The sequence below is a fragment of the Klebsiella sp. GW_Kp182 genome, assembly GCF_040062275.1.
Lineage (GTDB): Bacteria > Pseudomonadota > Gammaproteobacteria > Enterobacterales > Enterobacteriaceae > Klebsiella > Klebsiella michiganensis.
In genome coordinates, this window is sequence record NZ_JBEAFQ010000053.1 from 37,856 (window position 1) to 60,232 (window position 22,377).

19 protein-coding genes and 2 pseudogenes are annotated in these 22,377 nt (G+C 54.6%); 11 read left to right on the forward strand and 10 right to left on the reverse strand.

Annotated features, from left to right (window positions below):
- The first annotated feature begins 76 nt into the window (after nucleotides 1–76).
- The 4 genes from ABLU88_RS22800 to ABLU88_RS22815 are packed head-to-tail and all read left to right on the forward strand — an operon-like array spanning nucleotide 77 to nucleotide 4,987.
- The gene (locus ABLU88_RS22800; protein ID WP_025105871.1) at nucleotides 77–766 is read left to right on the forward strand and encodes a fimbria/pilus periplasmic chaperone; all 690 of its coding nucleotides are present in this window, start codon (nucleotides 77–79) and stop codon (nucleotides 764–766) included.
- A gap of 60 nt (nucleotides 767–826) precedes the next feature.
- Entirely contained in the window at nucleotides 827–3,397 is a 2,571-nt protein-coding gene (locus tag ABLU88_RS22805; RefSeq protein ID WP_048262250.1) for a fimbria/pilus outer membrane usher protein, read from the forward strand.
- A gap of 15 nt (nucleotides 3,398–3,412) precedes the next feature.
- A complete protein-coding gene (locus ABLU88_RS22810) occupies nucleotides 3,413–4,414 on the forward strand; it encodes a fimbrial protein (protein ID WP_025105873.1) in 1,002 nt (333 codons plus the stop codon).
- A 45-nt stretch (nucleotides 4,415–4,459) separates the two neighbouring features.
- Nucleotides 4,460–4,987: a fimbrial protein gene (locus ABLU88_RS22815; protein ID WP_025105874.1), complete on the forward strand. Its 528-nt coding sequence runs from the start codon at nucleotides 4,460–4,462 to the stop codon at nucleotides 4,985–4,987.
- Between the two features lie 37 nt (nucleotides 4,988–5,024).
- Here the strand turns inward: ABLU88_RS22815 and ABLU88_RS22820 are convergent, their stop codons facing one another.
- Nucleotides 5,025–5,576 carry a tyrosine-type DNA invertase gene (locus ABLU88_RS22820; RefSeq protein WP_014838689.1) on the reverse strand — a complete coding sequence of 184 codons (552 nt, stop codon included), beginning with the start codon at nucleotides 5,574–5,576 and terminating at the stop codon, nucleotides 5,025–5,027.
- Nucleotides 5,577–5,980: 404 nt separating this feature from the next.
- On the opposite strand from ABLU88_RS22820, the gene ABLU88_RS22825 reads away from it, so the two are divergent.
- Nucleotides 5,981–6,652, forward strand: coding sequence for a helix-turn-helix domain-containing protein (locus ABLU88_RS22825; protein WP_049079336.1), 672 nt, complete (start codon nucleotides 5,981–5,983; stop codon nucleotides 6,650–6,652).
- Nucleotides 6,653–6,766: 114 nt separating this feature from the next.
- Here ABLU88_RS22825 and ABLU88_RS22830 read toward each other — a convergent pair whose 3' ends face one another.
- Nucleotides 6,767–7,675, reverse strand: coding sequence for a DUF535 family protein (locus tag ABLU88_RS22830; protein ID WP_154950832.1), 909 nt, complete (start codon nucleotides 7,673–7,675; stop codon nucleotides 6,767–6,769).
- Nucleotides 7,676–7,990: 315 nt separating this feature from the next.
- On the opposite strand from ABLU88_RS22830, the gene ABLU88_RS22835 reads away from it, so the two are divergent.
- Complete coding sequence (locus tag ABLU88_RS22835) at nucleotides 7,991–8,131, forward strand: hypothetical protein (protein WP_004851627.1); 141 nt, start codon at nucleotides 7,991–7,993, stop codon at nucleotides 8,129–8,131.
- Nucleotides 8,132–8,251: 120 nt separating this feature from the next.
- Here ABLU88_RS22835 and ABLU88_RS22840 read toward each other — a convergent pair whose 3' ends face one another.
- Both ABLU88_RS22840 and ABLU88_RS22845 read right to left on the reverse strand, forming a co-directional pair.
- Entirely contained in the window at nucleotides 8,252–9,670 is a 1,419-nt protein-coding gene (locus tag ABLU88_RS22840; protein WP_032749783.1) for a Na+/H+ antiporter NhaC family protein, read from the reverse strand.
- Complete coding sequence (locus ABLU88_RS22845) at nucleotides 9,663–10,850, reverse strand: PLP-dependent aspartate aminotransferase family protein (protein ID WP_224237494.1); 1,188 nt, start codon at nucleotides 10,848–10,850, stop codon at nucleotides 9,663–9,665. Before ABLU88_RS22845 ends, ABLU88_RS22840 begins: the two co-directional genes overlap by 8 nt.
- A gap of 464 nt (nucleotides 10,851–11,314) precedes the next feature.
- Here ABLU88_RS22845 and ABLU88_RS22850 point away from each other — a divergent pair, with 464 nt between their 5' ends.
- Together ABLU88_RS22850 and cspF are read left to right on the forward strand one after the other, a co-directional pair.
- A complete protein-coding gene (locus ABLU88_RS22850; RefSeq protein ID WP_213220741.1) occupies nucleotides 11,315–11,485 on the forward strand; it encodes a YnfU family zinc-binding protein in 171 nt (56 codons plus the stop codon).
- Between the two features lie 170 nt (nucleotides 11,486–11,655).
- Entirely contained in the window at nucleotides 11,656–11,868 is a 213-nt protein-coding gene (gene cspF, locus ABLU88_RS22855) for a cold shock-like protein CspF (RefSeq protein WP_004136705.1), read from the forward strand.
- A 28-nt stretch (nucleotides 11,869–11,896) separates the two neighbouring features.
- On the opposite strand, the gene ABLU88_RS22860 is transcribed toward cspF, so the two are convergent.
- Nucleotides 11,897–12,769, reverse strand: a complete 873-nt coding sequence (locus ABLU88_RS22860; RefSeq protein ID WP_014229640.1) for a LysR family transcriptional regulator — start codon at nucleotides 12,767–12,769, stop codon at nucleotides 11,897–11,899.
- Nucleotides 12,770–12,875: 106 nt separating this feature from the next.
- Here ABLU88_RS22860 and budA point away from each other — a divergent pair, with 106 nt between their 5' ends.
- Genes budA through ABLU88_RS22875 form a run of 3 tightly spaced genes read left to right on the forward strand, consistent with a single transcriptional unit; the run spans nucleotide 12,876 to nucleotide 16,139 of the window.
- Nucleotides 12,876–13,655, forward strand: a complete 780-nt coding sequence (budA, locus tag ABLU88_RS22865; protein WP_182157877.1) for an acetolactate decarboxylase — start codon at nucleotides 12,876–12,878, stop codon at nucleotides 13,653–13,655.
- 10 nt (nucleotides 13,656–13,665) lie between these two features.
- The gene (alsS, locus tag ABLU88_RS22870) at nucleotides 13,666–15,345 is read left to right on the forward strand and encodes an acetolactate synthase AlsS (RefSeq protein WP_014838692.1); all 1,680 of its coding nucleotides are present in this window, start codon (nucleotides 13,666–13,668) and stop codon (nucleotides 15,343–15,345) included.
- Nucleotides 15,346–15,368: 23 nt separating this feature from the next.
- Nucleotides 15,369–16,139 carry a (S)-acetoin forming diacetyl reductase gene (locus ABLU88_RS22875; RefSeq protein WP_224237493.1) on the forward strand — a complete coding sequence of 257 codons (771 nt, stop codon included), beginning with the start codon at nucleotides 15,369–15,371 and terminating at the stop codon, nucleotides 16,137–16,139.
- Nucleotides 16,140–16,195: 56 nt separating this feature from the next.
- On the opposite strand, the gene ABLU88_RS22880 is transcribed toward ABLU88_RS22875, so the two are convergent.
- The 5 genes and pseudogenes from ABLU88_RS22880 to tssE all read right to left on the reverse strand — a co-directional run.
- Nucleotides 16,196–17,266, reverse strand: a complete 1,071-nt coding sequence (locus tag ABLU88_RS22880; RefSeq protein ID WP_182157876.1) for an ABC transporter ATP-binding protein — start codon at nucleotides 17,264–17,266, stop codon at nucleotides 16,196–16,198.
- Entirely contained in the window at nucleotides 17,259–19,028 is a 1,770-nt protein-coding gene (locus ABLU88_RS22885; RefSeq protein ID WP_025105882.1) for an iron ABC transporter permease, read from the reverse strand. Before ABLU88_RS22885 ends, ABLU88_RS22880 begins: the two co-directional genes overlap by 8 nt.
- Before the next feature lie 71 nt (nucleotides 19,029–19,099).
- Entirely contained in the window at nucleotides 19,100–20,188 is a 1,089-nt protein-coding gene (locus ABLU88_RS22890) for an ABC transporter substrate-binding protein (protein WP_004851647.1), read from the reverse strand.
- Nucleotides 20,189–20,773: 585 nt separating this feature from the next.
- Nucleotides 20,774–22,047: pseudogene (gene vgrG, locus ABLU88_RS22895) on the reverse strand (type VI secretion system tip protein VgrG); the annotation flags it as partial.
- A 13-nt stretch (nucleotides 22,048–22,060) separates the two neighbouring features.
- A pseudogene (tssE, locus tag ABLU88_RS22900) lies at nucleotides 22,061–22,339 on the reverse strand (type VI secretion system baseplate subunit TssE); the annotation flags it as partial.
- Between the last annotated feature and the right edge of the window lie 38 nt (nucleotides 22,340–22,377).

The window sequence follows — 22,377 nt, forward strand, 5'->3', positions numbered from 1 at the left end:
GTTGCGCTGGCGTTATTTCCGCGGACCGGCAGCGGCCGGTCCGTCCCTTTTCGTATTTGTGGAGTCAATAGCTATCATGCATAAAGGATATAGAATATTTCCCCTTCTCCTCTTGGTGCTGGCGAGCGAATTAGCGGCGGCGACAGAAAGCGGCGGCGTCACAATTGGCGGCACGCGACTGATTTTTGATGGCGGCAAAAAAGAGGCCTCTTTAAGCGTCAGCAATTCGGATACCGGCCCATATCTGATCCAGTCGTGGGTGGAGCCGCGCAATAACGATCCGGCCAGGCCGCCGTTTATTATTACCCCGCCGCTGTTCCGCCTCGACGGCAATCAGCAAAACCTGCTGCGGATCGTCAATACCGGCGGCCAGCTCCCTACCGATCGCGAGTCGCTTTATTGGCTAAACGTCAAAGCTATTCCGACAAATACCGCCCCGGAAGACGCGAACACGTTGCAAATCGCCGTAAGAACGCGCCTCAAGCTTATTTATCGTCCCAAAACGCTGAAGGGTATCCCGGAAGAGGTGACCCATAAGCTGAAATGGAGCCTGACGGGCAGCAGGCTAACGGTATCGAATCCGACGCCGTTTTACATGAATTTCAACGAGGTCACGGTGGGCAATCATCCCATTACCGAAGCCACCTTTGTCGCACCAATGAGCTCAGCCACGTTTGCTACCCCTGGCAAGGTGACCGGCCTGGTGTCATGGAAAATCATTAGCGACTTTGGCGGCGTGGGAAAAAGCCACACGCAGGTTCGCTAACCCGCCGCTGCCGACGGTTTGCGCTGCGGCGATTTGCCGTCAGCTAAGGAGCATTTCAGGATGAACAAAAGAACCTCAAGCGACTCGCCCTTGAATTTAGCTTACCTTATCGCCACCCAGATTGCCCTGATTGTGGGGATAAGCCCCTCAGCTAACGCCCGGGAACGGTTCAACCCCGCCCATCTGGAAACCGGCGCAGGCGGGCTGGCCACCACCGATCTCTCCGCCTTCGAGGAGCATGGCGGGCAGCAGCCCGGACGCTACAGGGTGGATATTTATGTCAATGACAGCAAGGTGGATACCCGGGACGTTGAGTTCCGCATACAGCAAAACGCGCAGGGACAGAACACATTACAGCCCTGCCTGTCCCTGAACGATTTGGCCTCATGGGGCGTCATGATCCAGCGTTATCCGACGTTAGGCCAGCCCGATGCCAGCTGCGCAAGGCTGTCGGCGATTCCTCAGGCCAGCGCCGACTTTCGTTTCTCGCACCAGCAGCTGCTGTTAAGTTTTCCCCAATCTTCCCTTACCAACGCCGCGCGCGGCTGGGTCGATCCGGCGCGGTGGGATGACGGCATTCCGGCGGCGCTGGTCAATTACAGCGTCAGCGGCGCCAACAACCGGGACAAAAAAGGCGGCGGCGGCGGCGGAAACGCGCAGTACATTAATTTACGCCCCGGTCTTAATATCGGTCCCTGGCGATTGCGTAATTACACCACCTGGAACCGCAACAGCCAGAACGGTGAAAGCGGCACCTCAACAAAATGGGATACCGTTTATACCTACGCCCAGCGCGATATACGCTCGCTGAAGAGCCGACTGACGCTGGGCGATAGCACCACGCCTTCCGATATTTTCGACAGTATTCCGTTTCGCGGCGGCCAGCTGGCGTCTGACGACGATATGCTGCCGGAGAGCCTACGCGGCTATGCCCCCGTAGTGCGGGGGATCGCCCGTACCCATGCCCAGGTCACGATCCGACAAAACGGATACATCATTTATCAGACCTACGTTTCGCCCGGCAGCTTCGAAATCACCGATATGTACCCCACCGGCGGTTCCGGGGATCTGTACGTCACCATCAAAGAGTCTGACGGCAGCGAACAATTCCTCGTGGTGCCCTACGCCTCGGTCCCGGTGCTGCAGCGCGAAGGCCGGTTAAAATACGCCATGACCACCGGCGTTTACCGCGCCTATGACAACGGCATCGATAAAGCCCCGCTGGCCGCCGGCACGGCGATTTATGGCCTTCCCGCCGGCTACACCGTATACGGCGGCGGCCAGTTCAGTAACAGATACCAGGCGTTAGCGTTGGGCATAGGTAAAAACCTGGGCTCCATTGGCGCCCTATCCACCGATATCACCCAGGCCTGGTCGCAGCAAAAAAATCGACCGCGAGAAGAAGGCCAATCCTGGCGTATTCGCTACAGCAAAAACCTGGTGCAGACCGGGACTAACTTCACCTTCGCTGGCTATCGCTATGCCACCAGCGGCTACTGGGATATGCAGGACGTTCTTAATACCTGGCGCGATGGGCGGCGCTACGTGATGCCGGAACGCAGGCGCAACCGCGCCGAGTTAACCGTCAGCCAGAACCTGTTTCAGATACCAGGCAACCTCGCGCTTAGCGCCATCGTGGAAGACTATTGGGATACAAACAAACGCATGGAGTCATATAGCGCGAGCTACAACGGTTCGTATAAAGGCATCAGTTTCGGTCTGAGCTACAGCTATAACATTCACTCTGCGGAACGCTACGGCCAGCGCTCCGGGCGCATCTACGACCGCGATGGGCTGTTTGCGCTCACCATGAGTATTCCTCTGGAGAAATTATTCGGCGGCCATCCCACCTACGTCAGCTACATGATGAATACCAGTAAGCAGGGGAATACCACCAATAATCTGAGCCTGGGCGGTACCTTATTGGCCGATAACAATCTGAGCTGGAGCGTCATGCAGGGCTATGGTTCTCAGGGCCAGGGAAGCAATAGCGGGATTAATGCCGACTGGCGCGCCTCTTACGCCGAGACCCTCGTCGGCTACGCCCGCGATCGCTACAGCGAACGCGTTAACTATGGTTTGCAGGGCGGGATCGTGGCGCATCGCAACGGCCTCACCTTTAGCCAGCCCCTCGGCGAAACGATGGCGCTGATCGCCGCGCCCGGCGCACAAAACGTAGCGGTGCTTGGGCAGTCAGGCGTCAAAACCGATCGCTTCGGCTACACCGTCGTCCCCTACCTCAGCCCCTATCGCAAAAACGATCTCACGCTGAATACCGAAACCCTGGCCGATGATGCCGAACTGGCGCTGGCAACGCAGACGGTCATCCCCACGCGCGGCGCGCTGGTGAAGGCCAGCTATGAAACCAGCCTCGGTAAACGGGTCCTGATGACCCTGAGAAAACGCAACGGCGCGTCGGTACCGTTCGGCGCAACGGTTATCGATCCCGCCTCCCCGACGCCAAAAAGCTTCATCGTAGGCGATGGAGGACAGGTTTATCTGACGGGGCTAAAAGACGCGGGTCAGCTGGAGGTTAGCTGGAGTCACGACCCTGATGGCCGGTGCAGAGTGAATTACAGCCTGACGCAAAGCGCCAGCGGGATCATCAACCTTAATGCACAGTGTTTATAGCAGGAGCATGACGATATGAAACGAGTCAACGTCCCCCTTATGCTGGTTACTCTGATCGCCAGCGCTGCCCACGCGGAGAACAACTATTGTCCCAGTTCTCCGCCCACGCCGTTTACCCAGCAGCTCGCGCAGATCGCGGTATCGCGGGCGCTGCCGGTAGGCAGCGATATTCCCGGCACGCAGCGGGTCTTCACCTTTAACGGAAACTGCAAAGGCCGCAGCGGTTGGGCGGATGTCACCCCGGGGCACCCCATTATCGCCTGCTATTACGGCAGCGGCGAAGAAGTCGCGGGTTTTCCGGGGGTCTATGAAACCGGCGTCGAAGGCATCGGTATTGCGCTGCAAAATAGCGCCGGCCAAAGGGTGAGTGGTATCGGCAGCGATTGCGATACGCGCGCGCAGGCGCTGGGGTATATCTCCCGCGACGCCAGCATGACCTTTGGATATACGGTCACACTAACGCTGGTAAAAACGGGGGATACGGCAACGAGCGGCACTCTCGATGTCGCGCAAACCAAATTTGGTATGGGGGTCTATGATACCGGTCTGGGCATCGGCAGCCAGGGGCAGCAAAACTATATCGGCTATGCCGGAGATATTGTTTATAAAGCGGTAAGCTGCACCGTCCCCTCGACGTTAACTGTCAACATGGGTGCTGTTCCGGTGGGCCAATTCTCTGGTCCGGGCAGCACCAGCGGCGAACAGAGTTTGTCAATTCCGGTGAGGTGCGACGATAAGGTCGCCGTGAATACGTCAATAAGCAGTCAAGGTTATCTCTCCCCGACGCTCGGCGTAGTGGCCTTAAGCAATGAAACCGGCGTAGCCCAGGGGGTCGGCGTTCAGGTGCTTTATAACGGCTCGCCCGTCCAGTTCGATCGTTTTTTCCCGGTCGGCACCATCCCTGAGGCTGGCGCATCGATAACCCTGCCGCTCACCTTTCGCTATTACCAGAACACGCCGGAGATCCATCCCGGCCACGCCAACGCGGTGGCCACCTTAACGATGATGTACAACTGAGTTTATCCCGCTCTCGTTTCTCACTGCTTACTTAAGGAGTCGATAATGAGAATTATCGCCAGCCCGGCCGTCATAACGTTATTTACGGCGATTTCGTCGTCATTACCCGCTTATGCTGCGGATGTCACTCTTTATATCAACGGCGATATTGTTGCGTCTTCCTGCACCGTCGAAAACAACGGTATTTATAATATCGATCTCGGACAAAATATTCCCAGCCGCCGGCTTAGCGCGGCCAACTCTTACTCCGAGTGGAAAGAATTTTACGTCACGCTGAGCCACTGCCCTGTAGGAACATCAAGCGTTACCGCTCACTTTACAGGCCCTGTCGACGGAGCTGACCCTGATTTATATGCCAACGTGAGCAGCCCGGACAGTTCACGCAATGTCGCGATAGAACTTCAGCGTATAACCGGTTCAATTAATGCAGGCAGCGGAAAATCTATTGCCGTCGACGTCGATAATAACCGTCAGGCCATATTCGATATGCGCGCGCGCATATTTAGCGTCGCAGGGGACGCCACCGCGGGTCATATCAGCGCGATGGTCGTTATGAACTTTACCTATAACTAAAGGGTATCTGGCTCTTATCGAGCCAGATACTCCGGCTTCAGAGGGTAATCGAGCTAAAGCGCGCCGGATTGCTCGCCGTATACAAGACGGTATGCTGGATATTGCGATGGCCGAGATAATCCTGAATCAGGCGTGTATCAACGCCCTCTTCCGCAAGCGCATAACCGCAGGCGTGGCGCAGCATATGCGGGTGTACCGGAACGGCAATGCCGGCCTGCACGCCATAATTTCGCATCATAACGTGAATGTGCTGTCGGGAAAGCGGAGTGCCTTTTCGCGACAGGAACAGCCAGGGAAGATCGGCGTTTAAACAGCTCGTGCGCTTAACCAGCCACTGGCTTAACGCCAGCTGTTCACGGGGCTGAAGAGGATGAATAGTTGAAAAGCCATTTTTTAAACGCCGAATGGCGATCCGCTGGCTGGATAAATCAATATCGCTCACTTTTAAAAAACGTAATTCACTTACGCGCAGTCCGTGAATAAAACACATGAGGAGCATGCAATAATCACGCAGCGAGCCATCCTGCTGCTGCGAAGCATCAATTAATGCCTGCACCTCTTTTTTACTTAAATATTTTCGTTTTTTCATAGCCAACCTGACGGTTTCTTCAATGGAGCCCCTGAGATTTGGCTCCTGTATTGACTCTGCTCATGGCTACTGGCAATCCACTGTCGAGCAATCCTTGATAACTGCAAGTCCTGAACACTGTTAATAGTCATAAACGCTACCGCCCAATAATATCAAATATCAGGAATAGCCCAAATGCCACATCGATAAAATTAAAACCAAATAGATTTAGCTGTTATGTAAATAAGGAGATTTATAAGCTTATGCTATTAATATTTATCTTAAGTCTGATGAGGCGGCAAGTTTTTTTAAGTCTATGTGTAGACTCATTGGGGGTTTATTCGCCCCCTCAGCGTCATCGATAATGTTTTGGCTACAGTTTGCTGTTTTTTGGGAGTTCTCTTTTTTATAAGGAAATCATAAGCATGGAAACAATCCCTCGTGTGCAACATGACACAGATCTGCTCCGGACCATCACCAAACCCATAGACGACATTGATAAACTCATTCGCTGCCTGGCACCCAAATGTAACCAAATGTTAATGGATGGGAGACGAAACATCGGCATAGTAAAAGAAAACCAGCATCAATGCTTGGTTTTGTTCCGTGGCACGATGTCTTTATATCGCAACAACGACGGACTCATCATCAACTCCGAAACGAGTCCATTCATCTTTGGCATGAATAGTCAGCTACGTTATTCTCGGCATATTTACCTGCGCACCCAGGAAACATCTTCTATTGGCCTGATATCAATTAACGAGGCGCATAAGATCATCGCCGAACAGCAATTATGGGAAAACGTCTCACGACTTCTGGAATATTCGTCGGCAAAAGTCTACGCCCACTGCTTTAAGGTTTCTAAACTTTCCTGTTATGAGATCATTGTTCATCAGCTTATAGAATTAAACAATGAACCGGAAGCGATCAAAAATAAAATCACCGCCGCCAATTATATTCTGTCGCGAACCTTTTTGTCGCGCAGTGGGGTCATGAGAACCCTGGCCAAATTAAAACAGCTGGGCGCTATTCAGCTCCATCGAGGGGTTCTGGTGACGATGAATCAACTGCCTCCCAGCCTAAAGCTTAGTGAATAACGTGTTAGCCGAGCGGCCACCGCGATGAAGGCGCCGGCCGCATTCAGCTTGCGTTGACTCCGCCATTGCCGGTGGGCAGCCCCCTGCCCACCGGCAAATGCGAAACGAGGATAATCAGCCGTGACGATTCACGCTAATGTCGCGTAGCGCGGCGGCCATATCCAGCTGGGCCAGCTCTTTCAAGCCTTCTCGCTTGATAAACTGGCTCCGGTGCTTGCTTTTAACCTCTTCCAGGCTTTTCTTTATCTCGTTCGCCGGTAATTTATACCAGCCGCGACTATGCTTCTCACCGCCAATTTCCAGCCAAAGCTCAGAATAGCTGGTTTTTACTCTGTCGCTTTTAACATGGTAATGGCTGTCGATCGCATAGATCTCCTTGATATTGAAATGCGACAAAAAACCGTACAGCAGCGTGATAATTAAGTTCTTAGGTCGGATGCCGTAAAGCTCCTTGGTCAGCGCTTTCACTTCTTCATTATCAATGTCTTTCCCACCCTGAATGCCGCCAATCCAGGCTTGGCCATCTTCGGTGCAGGAAAAACAGATACTGTAGACGCGTTTATCGCCCAGGAACATTAAGATCATCAGCTCCCCCTCCTCCTGAAAAGGCGATGCCAGCAGCTTCACATCAATGCAGGTACCGTTTTTCAGCGGAATAGTGATTAGCGAACGACCAAATGCTTTCATATCGTACAGCTGCGGCAACGCCTCGGGAAGAAAGGTTTTCTCTATAAAATTCAAAGCGCCATGAGCAATATTGAGCTTCGCTCTTTTTGACATCTTTTTATTTAAATAGGCCTTAAAGGGTTTATCTTCAAAGTTAACCAGACCCTCGGTTGCTCCTGTTAGTTTTGCGCAAGCGTAATTTTCACATAACGTCTGATATTCCTTATATTTTCCTCCGATTAAAGATATTTCTCTGCATTTCCGCAATACCTTTTTATAGTTGAGTTTAACGTGACAAATAAATTTATTAGTTTTCCGCCATTCTTTGATAGCGGCTACTGCTGTTGTCGAGACCATTGACCATAATCCATAGATACATCCATAAGCCGGTCAATATTAGCATATTTTATACAAGTCAATGTCTAACCCAGCGCTCGTTGTCGATTCGTTTAATAAATAATTTGATCGCGACTATAATAATCGCCGGCAGGTTATAAAACATGCTTTCAACTATTATTATTAGTAGGATCCCGACCCGCGCTCGCTCCCGACAGCACGCAATAACACACCCGCACTTATCGCTATGTGCTACACGGGTTCACACCGGGTGCATCCCCCCGGCGTTTTGCCTATACTTGCTCACGGTCAAAACTGAACTTAAGTGGGTAACGCATGGAAATTGATCTCGATAACCTCGTCTTTAGCGGGCTGGAAGAAGCGCAAGAGCGCAACGCTGAGCGCCTTGAAGAGGCCGATAAAAAAGCGCAGGCCGTTGTTGCCGACGATGACTGCGGCGACGCCTGTAAGATCTAACGACGAAACCGGCAGCTCTGCCGGTTTTTTTACCTGCCTCTCTCCAGGGACGGACATAAAAATGCCTTCAACGCGCCCATTTACCGGTCGGGCGCCGCCCTGCGTCCTTAAATCTGTAGGTTAAAGCGTAAAACCGACAATTAAATAAACAACGAGCGCCAGGCTACCCGTCACCAGCGCATAAGGCATTTGGGTACGAATATGTTCAATATGGTCGCAGCTGGTCGCCATCGAGGCCACGATGGCATCGCTGGAGATAGGGGAAGTCATGTCGCCAAAAATTGAGCCGGAAATCGCCGCGCCGATCATAAAGTGCGGGTCGATACCTATTGAGACGCCCAGCTGAACGCCAATCGGAATCATAATGGCGAAGGTCCCCCATGAGGTGCCCGTGGCCAGCGACATCACCGCGGCAATCAGAAAGATAAAGCCGATCGCGAAACCGGATGGAATAACGCCGGAGGTAATGGAGGCGATATACTGCCCGGTATTCAGTTCCGCTGAAATATGCCCCATCAGGAAAGCCAGGATCATGATTGAGCTAATTTTAACCATGCTGGCGTAGCCGATATACAGCTCTTTGAAAAAGTTCTCAACGTTCAGAATACCGCGCGCGCGGAACCAGATAAAAGAGACGACGGTACCAAACATAACGCCGGAGTAGACCGACATCGAGCCGCTGCCTTTTGAGAATTGTCCGTCGCCGGTAATATACAGAACAACCGGAACCATTAACACAGTGGAAAGAATGGGAATAAAGAAGTTCAGCAATGAATTGCAGGCCGGATGGTCAATTACCGAGTCCGCCTCCTCTTCGCCATGCTCTTGTTCTATTTCGGTCTGGATCGTTTCAAATTTCACCTCCGCCTTTTTCATTGGCCCCCAGCTGCAGCCGGAGAGAATATAAAACAGCACCGAGGCTAATGAAAACCAGGCCATCGTGTTCCAGATCATTGAGCTTGCCAGGACTTCAAATGGCTCGCCGGTCAGGTACCCCTGCGCAATCTGTACGCCGATAACGCCCATCATCGCCGCCCCCCAGCCGTTGATCATCACCGACGAGCAGACGGAGACGCAGGATGTCTGGATAATATAGGACATCTTTTCCGGTGAGACTTTATAGCGTCGGGCAAGGTTTTTCGTCGAGGCCCCGGCGATCAGCTGGTTTATCGAGCTCTCGATAAAAATCAACGATGTCACCAGCATCGCCAGCAGCTGGACCGATTTTTTATTGGTGACGAAATCGTTTTTTTCCGACAGAAACTGCACCAGTTTCCGCACGCCGCCGGTCACCACAATCAGCCGCATAATACCGCCGATCATCACCATAAAAACAATCGTTCGCGCATTACCGGCGGAAGCGAAGGTTTCGATAATCCCGTTCAGGGTGGCGCCAACGCCCTGGATAATACTGTGGTTAATCACCGCGTAGCCAACGAAAATGCCGGTGAGCAGGGAAAGGATCACCTGGCGAGTCAGGATAGCCAGAATAATGGTGACCAGCGGGGTAATAATCGTCCAGATGCCATAGTCATGCATGATGATTATCCTGTGCGATGCCCATCGCGGCGAAGGCGCTGTCAAGGTCTTGCAGCAAATCATCGATATATTCAATACCGACGGAGAAACGTAGCGTCGTGTCGTAAATCCCAATAGCCTCCCGCTCTTCTTTTGACATCGACCCGTGGGACATAGAAGCCGAATGGTTGATCATGCTCTCCACCCCGCCAAGCGATTCCGCCAGCACAAAATAGTGCAGACCGCCGATGAAGCGTTTCAGACTCTGGATATCCCCCTTCAGCGTTGCGGTTACCACCGCGCCGCCTGAACGCATTTGCTTTTTGCACAGCGCATGCTGCGGGTGCGACGGCAGGCCGGGATAATAGACGCTGGCAATCGCCGGATGGTTTTCCAGATATTCAGCCACCCGCAGCGCATTGCCGCACTGACGCGCCATGCGTAGATCCAGCGTTTTCATACCGCGCAGGGCAAGATAGGCATCGAATGGCGAGGCAATGGAACCGATGGTGGTTTTAATAAAGTCGAGCTTCGACGCCAGCGTTTCATTATTGGTGATTACCGCGCCGCCAATTAAATCTGAATGTCCGCCGACATATTTACTGGTAGAGAGCATGACCATATCCGCGCCCATTTCAAGCGGCTTATGATTCCAGGCGCTGGCAAAGGTATTATCGACGCAGGTAGTAATGGCGCGTGCTTTAGCAATACGGCACACTTTCGCGATATCGACCAGTTCCAGTAAGGGATTGGTCGGTGTTTCAATCCAGATTAAAGCGGTATTTTCCTGAATAGCGGCCATCAGGCTTTGCTCATCATTCAAATCGATATAGGAAATCGTGGCGCCGGTGGTACGCGTTTTTAATTTTTCGAACAGCCGCCAGGTTCCGCCATAGACGCCTTTCATGGCGATAATATGGGCATCTTTGGGCAAGAGTTCCATCACGATATTGGTGGCCGCCATTCCCGATGCGGTGGCGGTGGCGTAAATGCCGCCTTCCAGCTCGGCAAGCGCCGATTCATAAGCCTGACGCGTTGGATTAGAGACCCGGGAATAACAAAAATCGCCGCCTTCATAAAGGTTAGGTTGAATAAATGAGCTGGCCGTGACGATCGGCGTAAATATAGCGTTAGTTACCGGATCGGATTGATTTCCAGCGTGTACCGCCAGGGTTGCAATATCTTTAGTTTTGGTTTTCATAGAGTACACTCAAATTATTATTAGACATAAAGGTCGTGATTTTTTATTGACGCCTTCGGCGGAGCTGGCGAATAAAACAACAGCCAAAACTCCGTTTAATAGCCAAAAAGGAATAGCTATTTCATCATTAACAGCGTGATTTGCGTCCTTCAATCACTATTAAAATGTATATCAGACGAGGAAGAAAATTTTGCCTATTTTCACTCTATTCCGGGAAAAATGGAGAAAAATGTTCTCTACACGCCAAAATCGATGATCGCTAATTAATTGATATAAATTGATTTTATTTTAAAGAGTGATGTTAATCACAAAAAATAGGGGAAAAATCCTCTCCTGCACGCTTCCGCTGGATCTTTTTTTTCGTCCTGCCGCTCACAGCCTGAACCACCGCTGCGAAGAATGAGTTAGAGCTATTTTCTGTAGAATGCTGTATGGTCATACGCTCTTAAATCAGGAAATATCATATGTCAGAACGCAAAGACGCTAAAACTCGCCGTAATTATCTCGTTAAATGCTCCTGCCCTAACTGCTCCCAGGATTCAGAACACAGCTTCAGCCGAGTCCAAAAAGGTGCGCAACTCATTTGTCCCTACTGCCATAAACTCTTTCAGTCCTCATCACGACCCGCTGCATAATTTTCTCTTGCCAGATGCCGATTGCCGCGCGTGGTTGAGCAATAATCAGCCAGCGCCGATCTCTTTTGGCGAAAAAAAGCCCGCCAGCGCGGGTTTTATTTTGATTTGAATAGACTTCCCGCGCGCTTACTGTATAGTCGTGCCGGTTTTCATATTTAAAAGGTATTTCGTTGTTCCAAAAAATGACAGGTATTGTCAAAGCATTTGATAATAAAACAGGCAAAGGCCTGATAATCCCCTCCGATGGTCGTAAAGACGTTCAGGTTCATATTTCCGCATTATCGCCCGGCGAACCCACCACAATCAGCCCAGGAATTCGCGTTGAATTTCGTCGCGTTAACGGACTGCGAGGGCCAACCGCCGCCAATGTCTATCTTTCATAAACACCGGCTCCAGGCGCTACCGAGCGGATTAAAACATGGCCAGAAAACGCTTCACCGTGCGCGAGCGCTCGTAGCGTCGCCAGGCGATAGCAATATCGGTTTTTAGCGGCGTGCCCGACAAAGGGTGATAGCTGACGTTAGGTAGCGTGATGCAGGTCATGGACTGCGGCACCAGCGCAAACCCGAATCCGGCCTCCACCATGCTTAACGACGACGATATTTGCGATGACTGATACGTTCGTTGCATATCAATACCGGCGCGCAGATAGCTGTTATACACCAGCTCATACAGCCCCGGTGCCACTTCCCGCGGGAAAAGAATCGGCGCCACGTCCGTTAACTGCTCCAGCGTCAGCTCGCTGTGGGACGACAGCGGATGCGAACGCGCCAGCGCAATCACCATCGGCTCCTGGTCGATAATTCGCAGGTTGAACGCTTTACTGCTTTCACAGGGCAGGCGCACAAAAGCGATATCCAGCTCCGCTTCGCCAAGCGCCCCCATTAGCGTCGCCATATTGCCCTCGACCTGATGTAACGTGACTCCCGGGTGACTGTGCTGAAACTGCTGGAGCAGGCTAAAGATTTGCGGATGAAAGGCATCAGAACTGGTAATGCCCAGCGAGAGTCGGCCGTTCAAGCCCCGGGCGATCCCCTTGGTCTTTTCCAGCGCCGCGTCGCTTAATGCCAGGATCTGGCAGGCATCCTCATAGAACGACTCCCCCGCTTCCGTCAGCTCGACGCCGCGGGTTAAACGGCGGAAAAGCGGCGTGCCAATTTCCCGTTCAAGTCGCTGTATTTGCTGGCTTAATGGCGGCTGGGAGATGCCGAGTTCTTTTGCCGCTTTAGTGAAGTGTCGCGCCTCGGCGACGGCGACGAAGTAGCGCAGATAACGAAGTTCCATATCGAAAACGTCTCAAACAATCATAGATTCTATATTGGAACTGTGAGCTGAATCGGGTCAACATTTATTTAACCTTTCTGATATTCGTTGAACGAGGAAGCGGGTAATGAACCATTCTGCTGAATGCTCTTGCGAACAGAGCCTGTGTGAAACTCTACGAGGATTTTCCGCGCAACATCCCGATAGCGTCATCTACCAGACTTCTCTGATGAGCGCGCTGTTGAGCGGCGTTTACGAGGGCAATACCACCATCGCCGATTTGCTCACCCACGGCGATTTCGGCCTGGGCACCTTTAATGAACTGGACGGCGAGCTGATCGCGTTTAGCAGCGAGGTTTACCAGCTGCGCGCCGACGGCAGCGCCCGCAAAGCCCGCATGGAGCAGCGTACGCCCTTCGCGGTGATGACCTGGTTTCAGCCGCAGTACCGCAAAACGTTTGATAAACCGGTCAGCCGCGAACAGCTGCACGACATTATCGACCGGCAAATCCCCTCCGATAATCTGTTCTGCGCCCTGCGTATCAACGGCCATTTTCGCCACGCCCATACCCGCACCGTACCGCGCCAGACGCCGCCCTACCGGGCGATGACCGACGTGCTCGACGACCAGCCCGTTTTCCGCTTCAACCAGTGCGAAGGGGTACTGGTGGGGTTTCGCACGCCGCAGCATATGCAGGGCATTAACGTTGCCGGCTACCACGAACACTTCATCACCGATGACCGCCAGGGCGGCGGCCATCTGCTCGATTATCAGCTCGACCACGGCGTGCTGACCTTTGGTGAGATCCACAAATTGATGATTGACCTTCCTGCCGATAGCGCCTTCCTGCAGGCGGATCTGCATCCTGACAATCTTGATGCCGCCATTCGCTCAGTCGAAAACTAAGGAGATTCTCGTGGATAATCAACATCAACCGCGCCAGTGGGCGCACGGCGCCGACCTTATCGTCAGCCAGCTTGAGGCGCAGGGCGTACAACAGGTGTTCGGCATTCCAGGGGCCAAAATCGATAAAGTCTTCGATTCGCTGCTGGACTCCTCCATTCGCATTATTCCGGTACGCCACGAAGCCAACGCCGCGTTTATGGCCGCCGCGGTTGGCCGCATCACCGGGAAAGCGGGCGTCGCGCTGGTCACGTCCGGCCCCGGCTGCTCCAACCTGATTACCGGCATGGCCACCGCAAACAGCGAAGGCGACCCGGTGGTGGCGCTGGGCGGTGCGGTAAAACGCGCCGACAAGGCCAAACAGGTGCACCAGAGTATGGATACGGTGGCGATGTTTAGTCCGGTAACCAAATACTCGGTGGAAGTCACCGCCGCGGAAGCGCTGGCGGAAGTGGTTTCCAACGCGTTTCGCGCCGCCGAGCAGGGACGTCCCGGCAGCGCCTTCGTCAGCCTGCCGCAGGACGTGGTCGACGGGCCGGTCCACGCCAGGGTTCTGCCCGCCAGCGATGCGCCGCAGACCGGTGCGGCGCCGGACGAAGCCATTGAGCGAGTCGCGAAGATGATTGCCGGCGCTAAAAATCCAATATTCCTGCTCGGCCTGATGGCCAGCCAGGCGGAAAACAGCGCGGCGCTGCGTGAATTGCTGAAAAAAAGCCATATCCCGGTTACCAGCACCTATCAGGCCGCCGGCGCGGTGAATCAGGACCACTTTACCCGCTTCGCCGGGCGGGTTGGGCTGTTCAATAACCAGGCGGGGGATCGACTCCTGCATCTCGCCGACCTGGTCATCTGCATCGGCTATAGCCCGGTGGAGTACGAACCGGCCATGTGGAATAACGGCAACGCCACGCTGGTGCATATCGACGTGCTGCCGGCTTACGAAGAGCGCAACTATACCCCGGACATCGAGCTGGTCGGCAATATTGCCGCCACTCTAAACAAACTCTCTCAGCGTATCGACCACCAGCTGGTGCTGTCGCCGCAGGCCGCCGAGATCCTGGTTGACCGCCAGCATCAGCGGGAGCTGCTCGACCGCCGCGGCGCGCAGCTGAACCAGTTTGCCCTTCATCCGCTGCGCATCGTTCGCGCCATGCAGGACATCGTCAACAGCGACGTGACGCTGACCGTCGATATGGGGAGCTTTCATATCTGGATCGCCCGCTATCTCTACAGCTTCCGCGCCCGTCAGGTCATGATTTCCAACGGCCAGCAGACCATGGGGGTGGCGCTGCCGTGGGCGATTGGCGCCTGGCTGGTGAACCCGCAGCGCAAAGTGGTTTCGGTTTCCGGCGACGGCGGCTTCCTGCAATCCAGTATGGAGCTGGAGACCGCCGTACGGCTAAAAGCTAACGTCCTGCATATCATCTGGGTCGATAACGGCTACAACATGGTGGCGATTCAGGAAGAGAAAAAATACCAGCGGCTCTCCGGCGTTGAGTTCGGTCCGGTGGACTTTAAAGCCTACGCCGAAGCCTTCGGCGCCAAAGGGTTTGCGGTAGAGAGCGCTGCCGCCCTTGAGCCGACGCTGCGGGCGGCGATGGACGTCGACGGCCCCGCCGTGGTCGCCATCCCCGTTGATTACAGCGACAACCCGCTGCTGATGGGCCAGCTTCATCTCAGTCAAATACTTTGAGTTACTACAGAAGGAATCCAGCAATGAAAAAAGTCGCACTCGTGACCGGCGCGGGCCAGGGCATCGGGAAAGCTATCGCCCTTCGCCTGGTTAAAGATGGTTTTGCCGTGGCTATCGCCGATTACAATGACGCCACCGCACAGGCGGTCGCCGATGAAATTAACCGCGGCGGCGGCCAGGCGCTGGCGGTGAAGGTGGATGTCTCTAAACGCGACCAGGTTTTTGCCGCCGTAGAACAGGCGCGGAAGGGCCTGGGCGGTTTTGACGTGATTGTGAACAACGCCGGGGTGGCCCCCTCCACGCCTATCGAAGAGATTCGCGAGGACGTGATCGATAAAGTCTACAATATCAACGTCAAAGGCGTTATCTGGGGTATCCAGGCCGCGGTAGAGGCGTTTAAAAAAGAGGGCCACGGCGGCAAAATCATCAACGCCTGCTCCCAGGCGGGCCACGTGGGTAACCCGGAACTGGCGGTCTATAGCTCAAGTAAGTTTGCCGTGCGCGGCCTGACGCAAACCGCCGCCCGCGATCTGGCGCATCTGGGAATTACCGTTAACGGCTACTGCCCAGGGATCGTTAAAACCCCAATGTGGGCGGAAATCGACCGTCAGGTTTCCGAAGCGGCGGGTAAACCGCTGGGCTACGGGACCCAGGAGTTCGCCAAACGCATTACCCTTGGACGGCTTTCCGAGTCGGAAGACGTCGCGGCCTGCGTCTCTTATCTCGCCGGTCCGGACTCCAACTATATGACCGGCCAATCGCTGCTGATCGATGGCGGCATGGTATTTAGCTAATAATAAATAAGCTCTGACATGGTTTGCCCCGGCTTCAGCGCCGGGGCTTTTTTATCTCACCCTTTAGGGAAGATCCACAGGTCGCTGACGGGCAAGGCCAGATGGCAGCGCTCGGCATCGCGCAGCGCGCTGCCGTAGGCGCGAATGGCGAAATCATCGCCCTCGGTGCGAAACAGGTACTCCCAGCGGTCGCCGAGATACATACTGGTCAGCAGCGGCAATGCCAGCATATTCTCCTCAGGCGCTGAGGCGATGCGCAGGCGTTCAACGCGGATCACCGCCGTCGCCTCTTCCCCCACCTTGACCCCCTCCCCGCCCATCCCCCACAGCGCCCAGCTGGCGCCCTCAATTCGCGCCCGACCATTATCCAGAGCGGTGACGGTGCCATGCAGCCGGTTATTGCTGCCCATAAACTCGGCGGCAAATAGCGTTCTCGGGCTACCGTACATCTCCTGCGGCGTTCCCTGCTGCTCGATCACCCCGTTATTGAGCAGCAGAATGCGATCGGAAATCGCCATCGCCTCGTTCTGATCGTGCGTGACCATCAGCGCCGACAGCCCCAGCTTGACGATCAGCTCGCGCAAAAAGACCCGCGCCTCTTCCCGCAGCTTGGCGTCAAGGTTCGACAGCGGCTCATCCAGCAGAATTACCGGCGGGTTGTAAACCAGCGCCCGGCCGATGGCCACGCGCTGCTGCTGCCCTCCGGAGAGCTGGTGCGGATGGCGATTGCCAAGATGCCCCAGACCCAGCTGTTCAAGCACGGTCTGCACCCGCTGCTTGATCTCCGCGGCGGCAACCTTACGCAGCTTCAGCGGATACGCCACGTTTTCAAACACCGTTTTATGCGGCCACAGCGCGTAGGACTGAAATACCAGCCCCAGGTTGCGCGCCTCCGCCGGGATTTCGCTACGCGGGTTGCCGTCATAGACGCGGGTTTTACCAATAGTGATAATGCCGCTGGTCGGCTTCTCCAGCCCGGCTACCGCCCGCAGCAGCGTGGTTTTTCCACTGCCCGATGGCCCGAGCAGCGAGACCACCTCACCCCGCTTCAGTTCCATTGACACGCCCTTGAGCACCGGATTATCACCGTAGGTCAGATGCAGGTTTTCTACCGATAATTCAATCATGTAATTTCACTCCAAAGCGCAGGGCGATACCCAGGCCCACGACCACCAGCAGAATATTAATAAAGGAGAGCGCGGCAACGATATCGATAGCCCCCGCCGCCCACAGCGACACCAGCATCGAACCGATGGTTTCGGTGCCCGGAGAGAGCAGATAAACCCCGGTGGAATATTCGCGCTCGAAGATAAGAAACATCAGCAGCCAGGAGCCGATTAAGCCGTAGCGCGACAGCGGAACCGTGACGTGGCGGGTGATCTGCCCGCGCGATGCGCCGGTACTGCGTGCGGCCTCCTCCAGCTCCGGCGCTACCTGCAGCAGCGTCGAGGAGATGAGCCGCAGCCCGTAAGCCATCCATACGACGGTATAGGCCAGCCAGACGCTAAAAATGGTGTTACGCAGCGCGCGCAGCTGAACGATCAGATGTTCACGCAGCCAGTCTGCCACCGGCAGCGCCGAGAGCCAGCCGTTTTTCAGCGACTGATCGAGCCACATCGGCAGAAACAGAAATACCCACAGAAACGCCAGCCCGGCCAGCAGCCCGGGCACCGCGCGCGGCACCAGCACGCTATAGTCCAGAAAGCGCGTGACGTTATCCGGTTTGCGGTGCATCGCGATGCCCACGAACAGATAGCAGACCACCGCCAGCGCGCCGCCAATCACCCCAATCGCCATGGAGTTAACGATGGCGCGCAGCAGATTCGGCTGCTGCCAGATGTTACGGAACGTCGCCAGCGAGAGTTCATCCCACAGCGAAACGCCCACGCCCCAGTTTGAAATAAAGGCCCGCAGCGCCACGCCGATCAGCGGCACCCCAATGGTGACCGTCAGCCATGCCACCACCACAATCCCGGCGACCCAGCGCCATTTCCCCAGCGGCAGCGCGCGGGCCTGGGACGCTTTTCCCTTCATGGTGACAAAGCGGTTGGCGGTGCGCATCAGGCGGCGCTGGAGCATCACCAGCGGAACGGTGATGCAGATCAGGACCACCGCCACCGCCGCCATCAGGTGATAAGAAGGCGTACCGAGCTTGTTGGTGAGCTTATAGAGATAGGTCGCCAGCACCATGTTGCCTTCCGGATCGCCCAGCACCAGCATCAGGCCAAATACCTCCAGGCCGAGGAAAAACAGCAGTACGCAGGCGTAGAGTATCGACGGTCGCACCATCGGCAGGCTCACCGAGGTCATCACCTGCAGCGGCGATGCGCCCACCGTCCGCGCGGCCTCCTCGACATCCGATCCGACGCTGCGCAGCGCGGAAGAGATATAGAGATAGGCATGCGGAACGTGCGTCAGCCCGGCAATTACCACGATGCTGAACATCGAGTAAATATTCCACGGCACGAAGCCGATCAGCTGCTCGGCCCACTGCGAAAAGAAGCCCACCGGCCCGGCCGCCACCACGTAACCAAAGCCCAGTACCATCGGCGAAACGAAAATCGGTACCAGAATCAGCGGCTCGATAAACCGCCGCCCGGGTAAATCGGTACGTACCATTAAAAAGGCGAGGATCCCGCCGAGGGGGATGGCAATCGCCACCAGACCAAAGGCCAGAATAAACCCGGACTTGAGCGCCAGATAAAAATCCGGGTCGCTAAAGATGAAGGCGAAGGCTTCGAGGCTGAACGATTTCGTGCGGGCAAAAAAAGGCGCCGAGAGAAAGCTCTGCACCACGATAAATAACAGCGGGACATAAATCGCCAGCGCCGTCATCACGACGACGATACCGCGCGGCAAACCCTGCCATTTTCGACGTAAGACATTCATAAGCGATCCCTTTAAACCTGGCGGGCGTTAAGCGGGCTGCGCATCCTGAAATGATGCGCAGCGCCGGAGGGTTATTTCGCCGCGGCGGTGCGCCACTGTTTGATAAACTCCAGTCGTTGTTTCGGCTCAAGATACGCCAGCAGCGTTTCATCGACCGGAATAGGCTTCAGCGCGCTACCGAGCATTTTGGTCATACCGTCGATATCATTTTTACCTTCGATATCATTGCGCAGGGAGGGAATATCGGCCTGGTTCGCCAGGATGCTTTGTCCCTTTTCCGACAGCACGTAATCAAACCACAGCTTCGCGGCATTAAGGTGCTCGGCTTCTGCGGTAATAAAAGAGACCCGCGAGAGCACCAGTACATAATCTTTCGGATAGGAGATGCCGAGCGAAGGATCGTTTTTGGCCCGCGCCTCCGCGTAGGATCCGAGAATATTGTAGCCAATCAGGTTTTCCCCGGAGGAGACGCGCTCCATCATCGTACCGGTGGACGATTGCACGGTCAGGCCGCCTTTCGCTATGCCCGCCAGATCGTCAAAGTAGCTGGCATCGGCTTTGCTGTCCTGTACCGCCAGCATAAAACCCAGACCCGATTTTTCAATGTCATAAGTCGTGACCTTACCTTTGAATTTATCGGCCTGGCCGGCGATCAGCTTCGCCAGCGCGGTATGCGAGTCCGGTACTTCGCCCTGAGGGATCAGCCGCTTATTGTAGATAAAGACCACCGGCTCGTAGGTCGTGCCGTAGGCTTTCTGTTGCCAGACCGCCCATTTTGGCAGCTTATCCCGCTCCGGCGAGGCGTACTCTTCGGCGTAATCGGTGGCGAGCTTCAGCGCCGTATCCATGGAAGAGCTCCAGACCACGTCGCCGCTGCCGCCGCCCGCCGCCTGTTCGCTGATATAGCGGTTGTACAATTCGGTGCTGTTCATATCGTTATATTCAACTTTAATGCCGGGATATTGCGCTTCAAACCCTTTAATTAACGGGCCTGCGGCCTTGGTATCGGTCGTTGAATAGATAACCACTTTGCCTTCTTTAATCCCGGCATCCACCACCTTTTGATAATCCGCCGGATAGCCCTGAGGAACTGCGGCAAGGACCTGTCCGGAGATAGCTGCCGTCAGTGAAATCACTAAGCCACTAATTTTCATATACATAAAATCAACCTTGAGATATCAATTATTAAACTTAAATTTAACATATAGCGGGACGCCAGAGCCTTGCAACGCCGGGGTTTGTTTTTTTACGGCTTTTGTGACGATGGCGTAATTTAAAGGGAGATTCGTGAGACGCGGCTAAAGAGATAAAGGTTGTTGGGCGGGAATATTAAGAAAACATTAATTTTTTTGTTTTTAACCCCTCAGTGTTGCGTTTTCTTGCACACAAAAATAACACCCGCTGGCGCCGGGCGAACATCAATCGCGCTTATGGATATTGCCATCAGGGTAAATTTTGCGATCGGCCTTACAATTGAGCTGTTAAATAACGTAATGAAAAGGCATTTCATCAAATGAACTAAAAAATGACAGCTGATATGAATATGACAAAAATCACAAAAACACGCTGAAGCCACTGTTTTGAAGAAAAGATCGCTGTTCACCATGTCATCGCCATCGTGAACAAGAAACGAGCACGGGAGGAAGAATGCGTTGACGAGCCCGAAAGCGCTCAGGAGCTGAAATGGCGGTGGGCACAACCCACAGAGACGAGATAAAGGGAGTTCGTGGCGAGTTTGACCGGACCTCTCCCCGGCAGTCCCTCATCCACAGCGTGTTGTTTGCCGGGGCTGTGGCCCGTTGCGGGTGCGGTTGTCACGGGTAACGGGGTCCGGATGTTCAGAGTCATGTAAAGTGTGGGAAATATACGGCAGGTCGATGCCGCCTCTGCTGTACGCGATGGCCACTTCGGTACCGTCGGTGAGCGGGGTGTGCCAGCCGTATGTATCACCAGAGTACGGCTTCGCCATCCGCAGCCAAAGATAGCCGTAGCCCGGCTCCGTGCTCTCCCGGTCGAAGTCCGGCTTCACCCGGTAGCGCCCCTGCTCATCCAGGTGAGCGTATATATCGTTCTTCTCCCGGCTCTCAAACCGGGCCGGAAGCGTGCCGTGAATTTCCGGACGCGGGATTTCCGCCGGGCGGAAACAGTAACGCTCGGTGTAAGGCTGGCCCCAGACTGACACATGCAGACGGGAATCACGGGCGCCACGGAAGGTCACCAGCGTGAGGATCACGCCTTCTTGCAGGGCCGTAATGACATCGCCCTGCGGCTCCAGCACCTGCCCGGGAGTGAGGTGTGCAGCATTGCTGAACAGGTGAATGCGTGCCGACCTGTTGAGCTCCCGCTCGTGGTGAAGTCGGGCGTAGAATGCGCCAGATTCGGTTTCCGGCTCCGGGCTGGCGTCATCGCCCGCTTCACGATAAGGTGCCGCGTAGCGGTAATGCTCCCCGGTGGTGACCGCATCACTGCGCACACTCACCGCCGCATCCATCGGCGTGGTGGCGGTCCGGTAGTTGTAATCCCGCGTGACGACAGTGCCGGTGGCTATGTTGTGCCAGGTCCGCACATCCCAGACCGATTCTGCCGCGCCGTCGAACAACCCCGATGGCTCGCTGTACGGCAGGCGCACATCAAACTGGTAGTTAAGCTGGCTGTCGGCAAAAATGTACGTATCCAGACCGCGCACGTCGTCCATCTCCGTGCGCCAGTAAATTCCCACCTCAGACAGAATGCGCTGGATGAATTGCAGATCCGTCTCCTGCCACTGAGTGATAATTTCACGCGGTGGGTATGTATGCTCCAGTCTGAATTCAAAATCTGGACCTTCCAGACCGTGTTTACGCAGCACCCGCTCAACCACCTCAGGAACGGACTGATTCTGATATACCGCGCACTGTCGGGTGTATCCCAGGAGCGCCAGGCGCGAACTGAGCGTAAGCCGGTAGTGAGACTGGTCCTTTGAGGTGGAAAGCCATTCCAGGCGGGTCACCATGCCGTGCACACTTTTGCCGCTCCGCATCCGGAAAGAGGCACGGCACTTGCTGTTCGAGTAGGGTCACATTGCGTGACTGTAAACGAGGTTCATACTTGAGTAGTACACCGGCCAACGTATCGATCAGCTCGTGGGCTGTCCCGGGCATGCCTTGCAGAATCTTGGTCATATCCGGCAAACCATAATCTGGGAGATGGGATATGGTCCCGGCCCGGGCGTTCAAAATATGCTGGATGTTATCCAGTACAGATAAAATGACCTGATCTTCTTCGTTTACAACTTCAAGGGGAAGATCCCCTGTAAAGTTGCCAGTAAGAATTTCATATTAAGGAGGGCGCTTTTTGCTTCATAATATAT

Excerpts from the sequence above, each read along its gene's own strand:
- ABLU88_RS22800 (WP_025105871.1), top strand. The coding sequence starts at position 77 with ATGCATAAAGGATATAGAATATTTCCCCTTCTCCTCTTGGTGCTGGCG.
- ABLU88_RS22805 (WP_048262250.1), top strand. The coding sequence starts at position 827 with ATGAACAAAAGAACCTCAAGCGACTCGCCCTTGAATTTAGCTTACCTT.
- ABLU88_RS22810 (WP_025105873.1), top strand. The coding sequence starts at position 3,413 with ATGAAACGAGTCAACGTCCCCCTTATGCTGGTTACTCTGATCGCCAGC.
- ABLU88_RS22815 (WP_025105874.1), top strand. The coding sequence starts at position 4,460 with ATGAGAATTATCGCCAGCCCGGCCGTCATAACGTTATTTACGGCGATT.
- ABLU88_RS22820 (WP_014838689.1), bottom strand. The coding sequence starts at position 5,576 with ATGAAAAAACGAAAATATTTAAGTAAAAAAGAGGTGCAGGCATTAATT.
- ABLU88_RS22825 (WP_049079336.1), top strand. The coding sequence starts at position 5,981 with ATGGAAACAATCCCTCGTGTGCAACATGACACAGATCTGCTCCGGACC.
- ABLU88_RS22830 (WP_154950832.1), bottom strand. The coding sequence starts at position 7,675 with ATGGTCTCGACAACAGCAGTAGCCGCTATCAAAGAATGGCGGAAAACT.
- ABLU88_RS22835 (WP_004851627.1), top strand. The coding sequence starts at position 7,991 with ATGGAAATTGATCTCGATAACCTCGTCTTTAGCGGGCTGGAAGAAGCG.
- ABLU88_RS22840 (WP_032749783.1), bottom strand. The coding sequence starts at position 9,670 with ATGCATGACTATGGCATCTGGACGATTATTACCCCGCTGGTCACCATT.
- ABLU88_RS22845 (WP_224237494.1), bottom strand. The coding sequence starts at position 10,850 with ATGAAAACCAAAACTAAAGATATTGCAACCCTGGCGGTACACGCTGGA.
- ABLU88_RS22850 (WP_213220741.1), top strand. The coding sequence starts at position 11,315 with ATGTCAGAACGCAAAGACGCTAAAACTCGCCGTAATTATCTCGTTAAA.
- ABLU88_RS22860 (WP_014229640.1), bottom strand. The coding sequence starts at position 12,769 with ATGGAACTTCGTTATCTGCGCTACTTCGTCGCCGTCGCCGAGGCGCGA.
- budA (WP_182157877.1), top strand. The coding sequence starts at position 12,876 with ATGAACCATTCTGCTGAATGCTCTTGCGAACAGAGCCTGTGTGAAACT.
- ABLU88_RS22875 (WP_224237493.1), top strand. The coding sequence starts at position 15,369 with ATGAAAAAAGTCGCACTCGTGACCGGCGCGGGCCAGGGCATCGGGAAA.
- ABLU88_RS22880 (WP_182157876.1), bottom strand. The coding sequence starts at position 17,266 with ATGATTGAATTATCGGTAGAAAACCTGCATCTGACCTACGGTGATAAT.
- ABLU88_RS22885 (WP_025105882.1), bottom strand. The coding sequence starts at position 19,028 with ATGAATGTCTTACGTCGAAAATGGCAGGGTTTGCCGCGCGGTATCGTC.
- ABLU88_RS22890 (WP_004851647.1), bottom strand. The coding sequence starts at position 20,188 with ATGTATATGAAAATTAGTGGCTTAGTGATTTCACTGACGGCAGCTATC.